General features: G+C 37.4%; 11 protein-coding genes. 3 read left to right on the plus strand and 8 right to left on the minus strand.

Annotation, left to right across the window (positions count from 1 at the left end; all coding sequences use genetic code 11):
- Positions 1-77: 77 nt before the first annotated feature.
- The 4 genes from LPC21_RS03910 to LPC21_RS03925 all read right to left on the minus strand — a co-directional run bounded on the left by LPC21_RS03910 (position 78) and on the right by LPC21_RS03925 (position 3,337).
- Complete coding sequence (locus tag LPC21_RS03910) at positions 78-1,256, minus strand: acyl-CoA dehydrogenase family protein (RefSeq protein WP_229318201.1); 1,179 nt, start codon at positions 1,254-1,256, stop codon at positions 78-80.
- Between the two features lie 77 nt (positions 1,257-1,333).
- Positions 1,334-1,996 (minus strand): tRNA1(Val) (adenine(37)-N6)-methyltransferase, encoded by a 663-nt coding sequence (locus LPC21_RS03915; protein ID WP_229318548.1) that lies wholly within the window; start codon positions 1,994-1,996, stop codon positions 1,334-1,336.
- A 141-nt stretch (positions 1,997-2,137) separates the two neighbouring features.
- Complete coding sequence (gene rimM, locus LPC21_RS03920) at positions 2,138-2,662, minus strand: ribosome maturation factor RimM (protein ID WP_229318202.1); 525 nt, start codon at positions 2,660-2,662, stop codon at positions 2,138-2,140.
- A 15-nt stretch (positions 2,663-2,677) separates the two neighbouring features.
- Entirely contained in the window at positions 2,678-3,337 is a 660-nt protein-coding gene (locus LPC21_RS03925) for a 30S ribosomal protein S16 (protein ID WP_229318203.1), read from the minus strand.
- A gap of 239 nt (positions 3,338-3,576) precedes the next feature.
- Here LPC21_RS03925 and LPC21_RS03930 point away from each other — a divergent pair, with 239 nt between their 5' ends.
- Positions 3,577-3,924 carry an RNA recognition motif domain-containing protein gene (locus tag LPC21_RS03930; RefSeq protein WP_229318204.1) on the plus strand — a complete coding sequence of 116 codons (348 nt, stop codon included), beginning with the start codon at positions 3,577-3,579 and terminating at the stop codon, positions 3,922-3,924.
- 71 nt (positions 3,925-3,995) lie between these two features.
- Here LPC21_RS03930 and leuB read toward each other — a convergent pair whose 3' ends face one another.
- The 4 genes from leuB to leuC all read right to left on the minus strand — a co-directional run bounded on the left by leuB (position 3,996) and on the right by leuC (position 8,842).
- Complete coding sequence (gene leuB / locus LPC21_RS03935; protein WP_229318205.1) at positions 3,996-5,057, minus strand: 3-isopropylmalate dehydrogenase; 1,062 nt, start codon at positions 5,055-5,057, stop codon at positions 3,996-3,998.
- A gap of 46 nt (positions 5,058-5,103) precedes the next feature.
- The gene (locus LPC21_RS03940; RefSeq protein ID WP_229318206.1) at positions 5,104-6,627 is read right to left on the minus strand and encodes an alpha-isopropylmalate synthase regulatory domain-containing protein; all 1,524 of its coding nucleotides are present in this window, start codon (positions 6,625-6,627) and stop codon (positions 5,104-5,106) included.
- Positions 6,628-6,763: 136 nt separating this feature from the next.
- Positions 6,764-7,360 (minus strand): 3-isopropylmalate dehydratase small subunit, encoded by a 597-nt coding sequence (leuD, locus tag LPC21_RS03945; RefSeq protein WP_229318207.1) that lies wholly within the window; start codon positions 7,358-7,360, stop codon positions 6,764-6,766.
- 87 nt (positions 7,361-7,447) lie between these two features.
- A complete protein-coding gene (gene leuC, locus LPC21_RS03950) occupies positions 7,448-8,842 on the minus strand; it encodes a 3-isopropylmalate dehydratase large subunit (protein WP_229318208.1) in 1,395 nt (464 codons plus the stop codon).
- Positions 8,843-9,487: 645 nt separating this feature from the next.
- Here leuC and dnaE point away from each other — a divergent pair.
- Together dnaE and trxA are read left to right on the plus strand one after the other, a co-directional pair.
- The gene (gene dnaE / locus LPC21_RS03955) at positions 9,488-14,029 is read left to right on the plus strand and encodes a DNA polymerase III subunit alpha (protein WP_229318209.1); all 4,542 of its coding nucleotides are present in this window, start codon (positions 9,488-9,490) and stop codon (positions 14,027-14,029) included.
- 122 nt (positions 14,030-14,151) lie between these two features.
- Entirely contained in the window at positions 14,152-14,469 is a 318-nt protein-coding gene (gene trxA, locus LPC21_RS03960) for a thioredoxin (protein WP_229318210.1), read from the plus strand.
- The last annotated feature ends 274 nt before the right edge of the window (positions 14,470-14,743 follow it).

A 14,743-nucleotide genomic window follows, 5' to 3' on the forward strand; every position in this document is an offset into this window, starting at 1 on the left:
TTGTAAAAATAGAAAAGCTAATAGGTTTTCTACTTATTTCATCATCGATTTTATGAATACTTTAATAACTGTTTGCTTTACTTAAATGCTGCAATTCCAGTGACATCCATTCCAGTAATTAATAAATGGATATCATGGGTTCCTTCATAAGTTATCACCGACTCCAAGTTCATCATATGACGCATAATGGAATAGTCACCCGTTATTCCCATTCCGCCTAGCATTTGTCTTGCTTCACGCGCAATATGAATGGCCATATCCACATTGTTTCTTTTGGCCATAGAAATTTGAGCCGTTGTTGCTCTACCTTCATTTTTCAAAACGCCTAATCTCCAGGTTAACAATTGCGCTTTGGTTATTTCGGTAATCATTTCGGCTAATTTTTTTTGTTGTAATTGAGTGCCGGCAATGGGTTTGTCAAATTGAATTCGCTCTTTTGCATAACGCAAAGCAGTGTCGTAGCAATCCATTGCAGCACCAATCGCTCCCCAAGCAATTCCATATCGAGCCGAATCCAAACAGCCTAGCGGAGCACTTAATCCAGAATGGTTAGGTAAAAGATTTTCTTTAGGAACTTTGACATTGTCAAAAATCAATTCCCCTGTAGCAGATGCACGAAGCGACCATTTATTATGAGTCTCAGGAGTAGTAAAACCGTCCATGCCACGTTCCACAATTAATCCGTGAATACGACCTTCTTCGTTTTTAGCCCAGACAATAGCAATATCAGCAAAAGGCGCATTTGAAATCCACATTTTGGCACCATTCAAAATATAATGATCTCCGTTGTCTTTGAAATGAGTGGTCATTCCTCCAGGATTGGATCCATGATCGGGTTCGGTTAATCCAAAACAGCCCATTAATTCTCCAGTAGCGAGTTTGGGCAGGTATTTTTTTCGTTGTTCTTCGTTTCCGTATTTCCAAATCGGGTACATTACCAAAGACGATTGTACAGACGAAGTGGAACGGATCCCTGAATCTCCGCGTTCTATTTCTTGCATTAACAACCCATACGAAATTTGATCTAGACCTGCTCCTCCGTATTCTTCTGGAATGTAGGGGCCAAAACCACCAATCTCTCCAAGCCCTTTGATGAGTTGTTTGGGAAATTCGGCACGCTGAGCAAAATCTTCAATTATAGGTGAAACTTCCCGTTTTACCCAGGCTCTTGCCGATTCACGAACTAATTTGTGTTCTTCGGTTAATAAATCGTCAAGGTTGTAATAATCAGGAGCTTGAAAAAGGTCAGGTTTCATCTTTGTGTATTTAGTACTAACAAATGTACACAAAGAAATAGAACAAAATAAAACGAAGATGTTGTGTTATCTGGATTTTACATTTTCAAGTAAAATTCTTTTGTCAAAGCTATGTATTCAGAGGTATAATCATGACGACCGATTTCGATAATCAACTCGTAAATAGGATAATTTTCAATCTGAATTCGGCTTAAAGCCAAAAGGCTACGCTTTATTTCAGAAGAAGGGGTGCCTTTTACACGGGTAATTTGCATTGGATACAATTCAAATTCATTGGCTATGGTCAAAAATCGTTCTTCTTCTTTAAAAGGAATGATTACTGCAAAAATTCCGTTTTCAGACAATAACAAATCAGCGGCTTCAATCAAATCTTCAAAGGGAAGTGCGTCTTGAAAACGGGCCAAATCGCGTTGGTCGTCATTAGTTTTGTAATCTTCGGCATAGAACGGCGGATTGGAAACAATTAGATCGTATTCGTCTTCGGGTTCTTCCATAAATTCATCTAAGCCAGCATGAAAACAAAATAAGCGATCGTTCCATGGAGAGTTTTCAAAATTGTTTGTCGCTTGTTCGTATGTTTTTTCGTCAATTTCCAACGCGTCTATTTGTGCAGCATTGGAACGTTGTGCCAACATTAAAGCGATAATACCTGTTCCGGTACCAATATCTAGAATACTATAAGGTTGTTGTATGATAGGAGCCCAAGCACCCAATAGTACACCATCGGTGCCAACTTTCATTGCGCATTGATCTTGCTGAACAGAAAATTGTTTGAATTGGAATTTAGACAACTTAGATTATTTAGACTATTAGACTTTTTGGATTCTTTCTAAAGACGCAGACGTTTCTATTAATCGAAAAGCGCAGCGAATCTAAAAGGCTTACAGGTACATTTCAATCAAGCCTTCTGGCAAATTCATCACAACTTTTTTGTTGTCGCGATCAATGGTTACCAAGAAATGGTCAATCATTGGAATTAGAATTTCAACTCCGCCATGAAGCACTTCAAAAAGAGGTTGTGCGGTGGAATCGTTGATGGATTGAATGGTACCGACCACGCCAAGGCGTTGGTCTTCGACTTCAAATCCAATTACTTCGTGAAAATAAAATTTATTACCACTTAATTTCGGTAGCATACTTAAAGGAAGGTAAAGGTCATTCCCCAGTATAGCCTCGGCTTCTTCTTCTGTAGATACATCTTCAAAACGAATTCTAAGAAAGTCGTTTTTATGGAGGGAAGCGGTTTCAATAAAAAAAGGAACCAAGTGTTTGTTGCATTCAACAAACACTGATTCCAGATTTTCGTATAACTCGGGTTCGTCTGTGTCTAAATAAGCTAAGACTTCACCCTTGAAACTAAATTTTTTAGCGATTTTACCTAAATAGAAACAATCTTCTTTACGCATTGTCGCTTAGAGAATTTATGCTTCAGTTGTTTCGTTATTTTCTTCAGCAGCAGGAGCCTCTTCAGCAGGAGCTTCAACAACTTCTTCAGCAACAGCCTCAACAGCTACTTCTTCAGTAGGAGTTTCTTCTACTACTTCTTCAGATGCAGCTTCAACAGCTACTTCTTCTTCAGCAACAACTTCTTCTTCAACAGCAGGAGTTGCAGCAGCAATAGCATCAGCTTCAGCTTGAGCCGCTGCAGCTAAACGTTTTGCATTTACTTCTTTTTCTGCTTTCAAAGCTTTAGCTTTAGCATCGGCTTGCGCTTTTGATAAACCGTCTTTTTTAGCATCTACTTTACCAGCTTTTGCTTCTAACCAAGCAGCTAATTTAGCATCAGCTTGTTCTTGAGTTAAAGCTCCTTTACGAATACCTCCATCAAGGTGGTGTTTCAATAAAGCACCTTTGTAAGAAAGAATTGCTTTTGCAGTATCTGTTGGTTGTGCACCATTGTGCAACCATTTTACAGCGCTATCTAAATTTAATTCGATAGTTGCAGGGTTAGTGTTTGGATTGTAAGTACCGATTTTCTCTAAGTATTTACCATCTCTTTTTGAGCGAGCATCAGCTGCTACTACCCAGTAAAACGGTTTTTGTTTTTTACCGTGTCTTTGTAATCTAATTTTTACTGACATAATCTTATGATTAAATTTTGAGGTACTCGACCTCGGTTAATTAAGGGTGCAAAGATACATTTTTTATTTAAAAATGCTAATTCGAATTGTAATTTAATAATTGAAAATTATTTTACTGTTTTTATGCCTAATTCATTGACCTTAAGGAGTATTATCATTAAATTCATCATAAATAAGTGCAATCATAGTAGATTAGGATATATTAAGACTACATTTGTCCCTTAATTAAACAAGTTTATATGAACATTTTTGTGGGAAGTCTTCCATTCAGTATTGAGGAAGCAGATTTAAGAGAGTCTTTCGAGGCTTACGGAGCAGTAGATTCAGTAAAAATTATTACTGATAAATTCACTGGTAGAAGTAAAGGTTTTGGTTTTGTTGAAATGCCAAGCGACGAGGAAGCTCAAAAAGCAATTGACGAATTGAATGGTGCAACTGTTCAAGGACGTTCAATCGTAGTAAACAAATCTGAGCCGAAACCAGAAGGCGAAAGAAGAAGTTTTAACAACAACCGTGGTGGAGATTCACGCGGAGGTTACGGAAATAACCGTGGCGGTGGAGACCGTGGAGGTAGAGGAGGATATTAATATTTTTTCTTTATATAAAAAAAGGTGTCAATGAAAATTGACACCTTTTTTATTTTTAATCAGTTTGTAAATTACAAATTAGCCACTAACCAATCGCCTACTTCGCTTGTTTTGTACGCTTTGGATCCTTTTGGAGCTAGATCTTCAGTCACAATTCCTTCTTCTAATGATTTGTTGACTACGCTTCTGATCGCTTCCGCTTCCGCTTTTAAGCCAAAAGCATCTTCAAACATCATCGCTGCTGATAAAATTGTAGCCAATGGATTTGCAATATTCAATCCGGTAGCTTGTGGATACGATCCGTGAATAGGTTCGTACAATGAAGTGTGTTCTCCTACAGAAGCCGATGGCATCAATCCCATCGAACCAGAAATCACAGAAGCTTCATCGGTTAAAATGTCACCAAATAAATTTTCAGTAATTAAGACATCATAGGAATTAGGCCATTGAACCAATCGCATCGCCACAGCATCTACAAATTCATAAGACACTTCCACTTCAGGATAGTCTTTTTCCATAGCTTGAACGGTTTCTCTCCACAAACGAGACGTTTCCAATACGTTAGCTTTGTCCACACAACATAATTTTTTAGAACGTGTCATGGCTAACTCAAACCCTTTTTTAGCCAAACGTTGTACTTCGGCTCTAGTGTATACACAGTTGTCAAAAGCAGTATCGCCGTTGTCTTTTCTGCCTTTTTCACCAAAGTAAATTCCGCCTGTTAATTCTCGTAAGAAAACCAAATCAGTTCCTTCAATGCGCTCTCTTTTTAAAGGAGAATTGTCAATTAAAGAAGGGAATGTAAAAGTGGGACGTACATTGGCAAACAAACCTAATTTTTTACGCATCAACAATAATCCTTGTTCCGGACGTACTTTTGCTGAAGGATCGTTATCGTATTTTGGGTGACCAATGGCACCAAATAAAACCGCATCAGCTTTCATACAGATGTCGTGCGTTTCATCAGGGTAAGGAACTCCTACCGCATCGATAGCACAAGCTCCAGTTAAAGCGGGTGTCCAGTTGATTTCGTGATTGAATTTTTTTGCAATAGCATCCGAAACTTTTACAGCTTCATTAATTACTTCTGGTCCTATTCCGTCTCCGGCTAAAAGTGCAATATTGAATTTCATTAGGTATTATTTTTCGTGTTATATATTATATTTCGTTCTATCTATTTTAGATACTTACTACATTCAGCATTTTTTGAGTGGCAACTATTGCCGCTACTGTTTGATCGGAATCCAATCCGCGGGTTTTGAATTCTTTACCGTTGTTGGTCCAAGTAATAATAGTTTCGCACAGCGCATCCGAACTACTTCCTGGAGGGATTCGCACAGCGTAATCGATTAATTTTGGCAAACTCATTTTTTTGCTTTTGTAAATTTTGGCTAACGCATTCATAAAAGCATCAAACTGACCGTCGCCTTGTGCATTTTCTTCAATTGTCTCACCGTCAATTTTCAGACAAAGTGTAGTCGAAGGGCGCATTCCTTTGGCGTGAACTAACACATAGGATTCTACAATAATGCGTTCCTCATAAGTTTGGCTGTCCAAAACATCTGAGATGATGTACGGTAAATCTTCTTTGGTCACCGTTTCTTTTTTGTCACCCAATTCGATAATGCGTTGGGTAACCAATTTTAAATCTTCTTGATTCAGTTGTAGTCCTAATTCTTGAAGGTTTTTTTCGATATTGGCTTTGCCAGACGTTTTCCCTAAAGCATATTTTCGTTTTCTTCCAAAACGTTCTGGAAGTAAATCATTAAAATATAAGTTGTTTTTGTTGTCTCCATCAGCATGAATTCCTGCAGTTTGGGTAAACACATTGTCACCTACAATGGGTTTGTTGGCTGGAATTCTATATCCTGTAAACGTTTCGACTAATTTACTTACCGAGTACAGTGAAGACTCTTTTACATTGATACTTACTTCAGGAATGAAATCATTGATTACGGCTACGGTACTTTCTAAAGGTGCATTTCCAGCGCGCTCACCCATTCCGTTAACCGTAACGTGCAAGCCGTGAATACCTGCTTTTACCGCTTCAATAGCATTGGCAACACTTAAATCGTAATCGTTGTGCGCATGAAAATCAAAATGAGTATTGGGATATTTGGCAGTAATTTTAGAAATGAATTCAAATGTCTCTGACGGAATTAACACTCCCAAAGTATCGGGCAATAAGATTCTTTTGACCGGTTGTTGTGTCAAAAAATCCAAATAGTGAAACACATATTCTGGAGAATTGCGCATTCCGTTGCTCCAATCTTCTAAATAGACGTTAGTTTCAATGTTATTAGCTTTTGCCAAAGCTATGGCTTGTGCAATTTCAGTAAAATGTTGTTCGGGTGTTTTCTTTAATTGATGGGTCAAATGATTGAGCGAACCTTTGGTCAATAAATTTTGAACTTTGGCACCTGCTTTTTTCATCCATTCGATTGAAACGCCACCGTCAACAAAAGAAAGCACTTCAATTTTATCTGTATATCCTTTGGCCGTGGCCCACTCCATAATGCCTTTAACACCTTGAAATTCTCCTTCACTCACACGAGCTGAAGCAATTTCGATACGATCAATATGTAATTCTTCAAGCAACAATTGCGCAATGGTTAATTTTTCTGCAGCAGAAAAGGATACTCCCGATGTTTGTTCACCATCGCGAAGTGTCGTGTCCATTATTTCAATTTTTCTTTTTCCCATTATCAATTTGATTCTAAAGGCATTTTGATTTCGTTATTTTGAAATCAAAAGAGTTTATTTGTATAAAACGGTAAAAGCAGTTACCCAGTCAAACTGTAAATTTGACAATTGGTAACTGCATTTGTATTGTTTGGTTTTAGTAAGGCAGTTGATTGGCAAAACCAACAATTTCTTCCTTCATACTTTGTAAATAATCAATATCATCAAAACCGTTGATCATATTGTTCTTTTTGTATCCATTGATAGCAAAAGATTCGCTTTGGCCAGTGGCCAATAAGGTAATCGTTTGGGCAGGCAAATTGATTTCCAATTCGGTGTTTGGATCTGCCTCAATGGCGCTGAAAATAGTATCAGCAAATTCTGGACTTACCTGAACCGGAAGCACGCCAATGTTCAAACAATTTCCTTTGAAAATATCAGCGAAGAAACTCGAAACTACCGCTCTGAATCCGTAATCGTAAACCGCCCAAGCAGCGTGTTCTCTAGATGAACCTGAACCAAAGTTCTTTCCGCCTACTAAGATTTTTCCACTGTATGTTGGATTGTTTAAAACGAAATCAGCTTTTGGAGTATCGTCTCCATTGTATCTCCAATCTCTGAAAAGATTATCACCAAAACCTTCACGTTTGGTTGCTTTCAAGAAACGCGCTGGAATAATTTGATCGGTATCTACGTTTTCTATAGGTAGTGGCACCGCACTACTTCTTAGAATATTGAATTTATCGTATGCCATTTGATTTTTATTTTTTTATTAGTAATTGAGTATTCTTTTTTAAAATGAAAATCTCAATTCACAACTTAATTATAACCTCTTTTATTCTTAAAACAAATCTCTAGGATCAGTCAATTTTCCTGTAACTGCAGCGGCAGCAGCCATTATTGGACTAGCCAATAAAGTTCTTGAACCTGGACCTTGACGACCTTCAAAGTTTCTATTAGATGTACTTACCGCATATTTTCCAGCAGGGACTTTATCATCATTCATGGCTAAACAAGCCGAACAACCTGGCTGACGCAATACAAATCCTGCTTCGGTAAGAATGTCTAATAATCCTTCTTCTTTAATTTGTGCTTCCACAACATGAGAACCTGGAACTAACCAAGCGGTAACATTGTCTGCTTTTTTTCTTCCTTTTACAATTTCTGTAAAGGCTCTAAAATCTTCAATACGTCCATTAGTACAACTCCCTAAGAAAACGTAGTCGATTGGTTTGCCAATCATCACATCATTTTCTTCGAAGCCCATATAGGCTAATGATTTTTTATAGGTTTCCTCGCCACCTTCTACTTGGTTGGCATTTGGAATATTTTTAGAGATACCAATTCCCATTCCTGGGTTAGTACCATAGGTAATCATAGGTTCAATGTCCGAAGCCTTGATGTTTAGTTCAGCATCAAAAACCGCATCCGCATCTGTTTTTAAAGTTTTCCAATAGGCTACCGCTTTATCCCAAGCTTCGCCTTTTGGCGCGTGCAATCTTCCTTCTAAGAAATCAAAAGTAGTTTGGTCTGGAGCAATCATTCCGCCTCGAGCACCCATTTCGATACTTAAGTTACACACAGTCATACGACCTTCCATTGTCATGTTTTCAAAAACATCACCAGCATATTCTACAAAATATCCAGTACCTCCAGAAGTAGTTAATTGGGCAATAATATAAAGTGCTACGTCTTTTGGACCTACGCCTTTGTTTAATTGACCATTCACGTTGATGCGCATTTTCTTTGGTTTTGGCTGCATAATACATTGAGTAGACAATACCATTTCTACTTCAGATGTTCCGATACCAAAAGCAATAGCGCCAAAAGCACCGTGAGTAGACGTATGTGAATCGCCACAAACGATAGTAGCACCAGGTAAGGTGATTCCGTTTTCAGGACCTACAACGTGTACGATTCCATTTTTTTGGTGACCTAATCCCCAGTGAGAAATACCATATTCATTGGCATTGTCCTCTAAGGCTTTCAATTGATTAGCAGATAATGGATCTGCCACCGGTAAGTGTTGATTTATAGTTGGTGTGTTGTGATCGGCAGTAGCAAAAGTACGCTCTGGATATAAAACCGAGATTCCTCTTGTTTTTAAACCTAAAAAAGCAACAGGACTCGTAACTTCATGAATGAAATGACGGTCAATAAAAAACACGTCTGGTCCATCCTCAATTTTGCGCACTACGTGCGAATCCCATACTTTGTCAAATAATGTTTTACTCATTGTAACTATTTTTTTAAATGTATTTCTGTGTTTTCACTATCGGGTTTTAGAACCCAATTGTAAGAATTGATGCAAAAATAAAAAAAGAATTAAAGTCGCTTTGATACAATACGCACTATATACGATACCCAAAATGGCTTAATCAATACGATTAGTATTTTAAAGAATTCTGTTTTGAATTATTTTACCTTTACCTATGTCGTTTGAGTTTATTTAAAACTTCTTTTTATTGTGTTTTGTTCTAATTTTAGAAATTGCAAATTTAGGCTTGTTTTGTCCTAATTTGATGGTTTTTAAGCATAAAAATGTAACATTTGAGCATAAAATAGTCATAATTTGGAAAATTCGGCAGAATTTAATTTTCTGTTTTGAATCATTTTTATGTGTTTTTGAGCTTCGATTTTGAAAAATAAAACAGTCAGAATTGTTGCTTTTTTTTGAGTTCATTTTACGACATCCAAAAAAATTGAATTCCATTTTTTTGTTAATAACTTCCCGATTTTTTTAGCCTAAAAAAAACTAAATTTGAAACTCATTTTTTTTGAGTTTTTCTATTAATAAAATGTTTGCAACCAGTTAAATAAACAACTCAAATCAATCCGATTTTTGTTCCCGACGATAAGCGGCGGGCTGGGCTGAAGCTTTATGTACTTAATATTCGATACCGAAACCACAGGTTTACCAAAGCGTTGGGACGCACCCATAACCGATACCAACAATTGGCCACGCTGTATTCAAATTGCTTGGCAGTTGCACGATGATATGGGAAAACTCATCGAGCATCAAGATTATTTGGTAAAACCAGAGGGATTCAACATTCCTTATGATGCGGAACGAATTCACGGTATTTCAACTGAGTTAGCCGAGGCTGAAGGAATTTCTTTGGCCGAAGTGTTAGAAAAATTCAACATCGCTTTGGCGAAAGCCCAATTTATTGTCGGTCAAAATTTAGGGTTTGACGTCAATATTATGGGCTGCGAATTCCACCGATTAGGAGTAGAATCGCCAATGGCTTCGATGCCCGTTTTAGACACCTGTACCGAAGTAACAGCTTCACTTTTGCAATTGCCTGGCGGACGTGGTGGAAGGTTTAAATTACCAACTTTAACCGAATTACACAGCTATCTTTTTAACCAACCTTTTGCCGAAGCCCATAACGCGACTGCCGATGTGGAGGCAACAACCCGTTGTTTTTTAGAATTAATTCGCCGTGATGTTTTTACAAAAGAAGAATTGGATGTTCCGGCTTCTTATTTTGAAGATTTTAAAAATAGAAACCCAAGAACGATTGAATTTATTGGTCTAAAACACATCAATTTAAAAGAAGCTTCAGATCGAATTCGCCAACAGTTCGGTGAGAAACAGACTGAGACGGTTTCAAAAGCAACGCTTTCTGAAAATAAAAAAGCATTAGTTGATACTGATTTTGTTCATCTTCATAACCACACCCAATTCTCCGTTTTACAATCTACAATTAGTATTGCTGCATTGGTAAAAGCAGCTGCGCAACAAAAAATGCCTGCCGTTGCAATGACTGATCATGCTAATTTGATGGGCGCCTTTCATTTTGTTCGGGATATTTTGGCCCATAATAAATCGGCTGCAGCCAAGAACAAGACGGCAATCGAGAATGGAGAAGAACCTACTGAAGTTCCTATGAAACCGATTGTAGGTTGTGAGTTTTTTGTGTGCGACAATCATAAAGATAAGTCTCGAAAAGACAATGGATACCAAATTGTATTATTGGCGAAGACTAAAAAAGGCTATCACAATTTGGCAAAAATGTCATCGATTGCCTATACCGAAGGGTTTTATTATGTGCCCAGAATTGATAAAAAAGTCATTCAAGAATACAAAGAAGATATTATCGTTTTGTCTGGAAATCTATATGGAGAAATTCCAAATAAAGTTCTGAATTTGGGAGAAAACCAGGCTGAAGAAGCCTTGCTTTGGTGGAAAAACGAATTCCAAAATGATTTTTATATCGAGTTGATGCGTCACAATCAGGAAGATGAAAATCGTGTTAATTCGGCTTTAGTAACTTTGGCAAGAAAACATGAAGTAAAGCTCGTTGCGACTAATAATACTTTTTATATTGACAAAGAAAACGCCAATGCTCACGATATTTTATTGTGTGTGCGCGATGGCGAAAAGCAAACTACACCAATAGGTCGAGGTAGAGGTTACCGATATGGTTTGCCTAATCAAGAATATTATTTCAAGTCGGGAGACGAGATGAAACAACTCTTCAACGATTTGCCAGAAGCCATTTCTAATATTGCCGAAATTGTCGATAAAATTGAAATTTACGATTTAGCTCGCGATGTTTTATTGCCTAAGTTTGAAATTCCTGCCGAGTTTTTGGTTCCCGAAGATGAGATAGATGGAGGCAAACGAGGTGAAAATAAGTATTTGCGTTACCTGACTTTTGAAGGGGCAAAAAAACGTTATCCCGAAATTACTCCCGAAATTCAAGAACGCTTGGATTTTGAGTTGATGACCATTGAAAATTCAGGTTATCCAGGGTACTTTTTGATTGTTCAAGATTTTATCGCTGAGGCTCGTAACATGGGAGTTTCTGTGGGACCAGGAAGGGGGTCTGCTGCAGGTTCGGTGGTGGCCTATTGTTTGAAAATTACCAATATAGATCCGCTGAAATACAACCTGCTTTTTGAGCGTTTCTTGAATCCAGATCGTGTGTCATTACCCGATATTGATATTGATTTTGATGACGAAGGTAGAAGTAGCGTTATGGATTATGTGATTCGAAAATACGGATCCAAACAAGTAGCTCAAATTATCACCTATGGTAAAATGGCTACCAAATCGGCTATTCGTGATACGGCGCGTGTATTGGATTTGCCTTTATTTGAGGCCGATAAAATCGCGAAGTTAATTCCGGGTATGATGCCGTCAAAATGGAATTTGGCTCGTTTTCTAAACGAAGACGATGCATTAATTAAGAAAACGGTTCGTCCAGAAGAATACGATAAAATTAAAGAATTAATAGCCTTGGCTGGCGGGAATGATTTAGGAGGCGATACCATTCAGCAAGCCAAAGTGTTGGAGGGAAACCTAAGAAATACAGGAATTCACGCTTGTGGTGTGATCATTACGCCCGATGATATTACCAATTTTGTACCAGTAGCTACAGCTAAAGATTCTGATTTGTACGTGACCCAATTTGACAACTCCGTGGTAGAAAGTGCCGGCTTGTTAAAAATGGACTTTTTGGGATTGAAAACCCTAACCCTGATCAAAGACACGGTTAAATTGGTGAAATACCGATCTGGAATTGACTTGAATCCTGATGAGTTTCCTATTGACGACCAAAAAACCTATGAACTATTTCAACGTGGCGAAACCGTAGGGATTTTCCAATACGAAAGTCCCGGAATGCAGAAATACATGAAGGAATTAAAGCCTACGGTTTTTCCTGATTTGATCGCTATGAATGCGCTATATCGCCCAGGTCCGATTGCCTACATTCCAAGTTTTATTAAGCGTAAGAATGGCGAAGAACCAATTGTTTATGATTTGGACGATTGTGAAGAATTATTAAAAGACACCTACGGAATTACAGTTTACCAAGAGCAGGTAATGCTTTTGTCCCAAAAATTAGCTGACTTTTCTAAGGGGGATGCCGATGTATTGCGTAAAGCAATGGGAAAAAAGATGATCGATGTCTTGGCGAAAATGGAACCAAAATTCATCGAGCAGGCGATGGCCAAAGGACATGCTAAAGACAAATTAGAAAAAATTTGGAACGACTGGAAAGCCTTTGCCGAATATGCGTTTAACAAATCGCATTCTACTTGTTATGCTTGGATTGCCTATCAAACCGCCTATTTGAAAGCCAATTATCCAGCCGAATATATGGCGGCGGTGCTTTCGAATAATATGAGCGATATCAAACAAGTTTCGTTCTTTATGGAAGAATGTAAACGAATGGGATTGCAGGTTTTAGGACCAGACGTGAACGAGTCATTTTATAAATTTACGGTTAATGATGATTATGCGGTTCGTTTCGGAATGGGAGCGATTAAAGGAGTAGGTTCAGGAGCTGTTGCTACTATTGTAGAGAATCGAAAAGACGGGAAATACAAATCGATTTTTGATTTGACCAAACGCATTGATTTGCGAGCCGCCAATAAAAAAGCTTTAGAGAATTTGGCTTTAGCCGGAGGATTCGATTCGTTTGAAGGGACAACCCGAGCTCAATATTTTCATGATGATGGCGACGGAATTACCTTTTATGAAAAAGCGATGCGTTACGGAGCGAAGTTCCAAGAAAATGAAAATTCATCGCAAGTAAGTTTGTTTGGAGAAAGTAGCGATGTTCAAATTGCTGAGCCCGTGGTGCCACCTTGTGAAGATTGGAGCACTATGGAAAAATTAGCCAAGGAAAAAGAAGTGGTTGGAATTTATATTTCTGGGCACCCATTGGATGATTTCAAGTTTGAGATGAAATACTTTTGCAATGCCAAATTAGAGGCGTTGAAACACTTGGAACACTATGTAGGGAAGACACTTTCTTTTGGAGGAATTATAAATAATGTGCAGCATCGGGTGGCTAAAAATGGCAAAGGTTGGGCTTCTTTTTTTCTAGAAGGATACGATGAAAGTTACGAGTTTAGAATCTTTGGAGAAGAGTATTTGAAATTCCGTCACTTTTTGATTCAGAATAACTTTACCTACATGCGTGTATTGGTTAAAGAAGGTTGGGCGGATAAAGAAACCGGTAAAAAAGGAGAACCTCGTTTGCAGTTTACGCTGATCCAATATTTACAGGATGTATTGCCGTCATTTGCCAAAAAGCTAGTGTTATTATTGAATATCAATGATATTCAATCAGATTTTATTCAGCAATTGAACCAGCTTTTTCAAGACAATAAAGGAGACAATACGGTAACTTTCGAAATCATGGAATTAGAGAAAATTACCAAAATTGTCGAAACGATTTCTGAAATTGCCGAAACCGATGAGGAGGTATTTGTAGAAGAAACGGATATTGAAGATGTAGATGTTCCTTTGATGGAAACCCAAAAAATAAGTACCACTACTGAAGTAGAAGAAATCAATGTAGTGACCAAATTGAGTATGCCAAGTCGAAAATTAAAAGTTAAAATATCCAACGAGTTATTGTTGGAATTAGAAAAAAGACAGATTAACTTTAAGTTGAACTAATTAGCATATAAAAAAAGGCAATACTTTTATAGCCAAAACTAATTTCGTAGTGATGTTCGAATGGTTTTTAATTTATAAATTTGCATCACAATAATTAAACAAAATAAATAAATAACGATATTATGGCATTAGCAATAACAGATGCTACTTTTGATGAAGTAGTTTTGAAATCAGACAAACCAGTTTTAGTAGATTTTTGGGCAGCATGGTGTGGACCATGTAGAATGGTAGGACCAATCGTTGATGAATTAAGCAATGAATACGAAGGGAAAGTAGTTGTTGGAAAAGTAGACGTTGATGCTAACCAAGAATTTGCAGCAAAATACGGAGTAAGAAACATCCCAACGGTTTTGATTTTCAAAAATGGAGAAGTAGTTGGAAAACAAGTAGGAGTAGCTCCAAAACAAACCTATGCAGATAGCTTAGACGCTTTGTTGTAATTCATAGATTACAAAATTTATATAAATTAGGATTGGCGAAAGTCAATCCTTTTTATTTTAGTTGATATTTCAAATAAAGTATTCATTTCAAGAGATGGTTTGAAAACTATTAATTGTAAAACAGGCAGATAAAGCTCTGTGTATTTTGTATTACACTTTATTAGTAATCTAATATATATGACGTAATGTATTTTGAAAATCTAATGGGAACTTCTAGCTAAATAAGAATTCATTATGTCGTAGTTATACTGAATAAAAATTTTGAAAAAATCCT

The organism is Flavobacterium ammoniigenes (assembly GCF_020886055.1).
Taxonomy (GTDB): Bacteria; Bacteroidota; Bacteroidia; order Flavobacteriales; family Flavobacteriaceae; genus Flavobacterium; species Flavobacterium ammoniigenes.

Bases quoted from the DNA above. Each gene is read 5' to 3' on its own strand.
- leuB (WP_229318205.1), bottom strand. From the start codon at position 5,057: ATGAAATTCAATATTGCACTTTTAGCCGGAGACGGAATAGGACCAGAA.
- LPC21_RS03940 (WP_229318206.1), bottom strand. From the start codon at position 6,627: ATGGGAAAAAGAAAAATTGAAATAATGGACACGACACTTCGCGATGGT.
- dnaE (WP_229318209.1), top strand. From the start codon at position 9,488: ATGTACTTAATATTCGATACCGAAACCACAGGTTTACCAAAGCGTTGG.
- leuC (WP_229318208.1), bottom strand. From the start codon at position 8,842: ATGAGTAAAACATTATTTGACAAAGTATGGGATTCGCACGTAGTGCGC.
- rimM (WP_229318202.1), bottom strand. From the start codon at position 2,662: ATGCGTAAAGAAGATTGTTTCTATTTAGGTAAAATCGCTAAAAAATTT.
- LPC21_RS03930 (WP_229318204.1), top strand. From the start codon at position 3,577: ATGAACATTTTTGTGGGAAGTCTTCCATTCAGTATTGAGGAAGCAGAT.
- LPC21_RS03910 (WP_229318201.1), bottom strand. From the start codon at position 1,256: ATGAAACCTGACCTTTTTCAAGCTCCTGATTATTACAACCTTGACGAT.
- leuD (WP_229318207.1), bottom strand. From the start codon at position 7,360: ATGGCATACGATAAATTCAATATTCTAAGAAGTAGTGCGGTGCCACTA.
- LPC21_RS03925 (WP_229318203.1), bottom strand. From the start codon at position 3,337: ATGTCAGTAAAAATTAGATTACAAAGACACGGTAAAAAACAAAAACCG.
- LPC21_RS03915 (WP_229318548.1), bottom strand. From the start codon at position 1,996: ATGAAAGTTGGCACCGATGGTGTACTATTGGGTGCTTGGGCTCCTATC.
- trxA (WP_229318210.1), top strand. From the start codon at position 14,152: ATGGCATTAGCAATAACAGATGCTACTTTTGATGAAGTAGTTTTGAAA.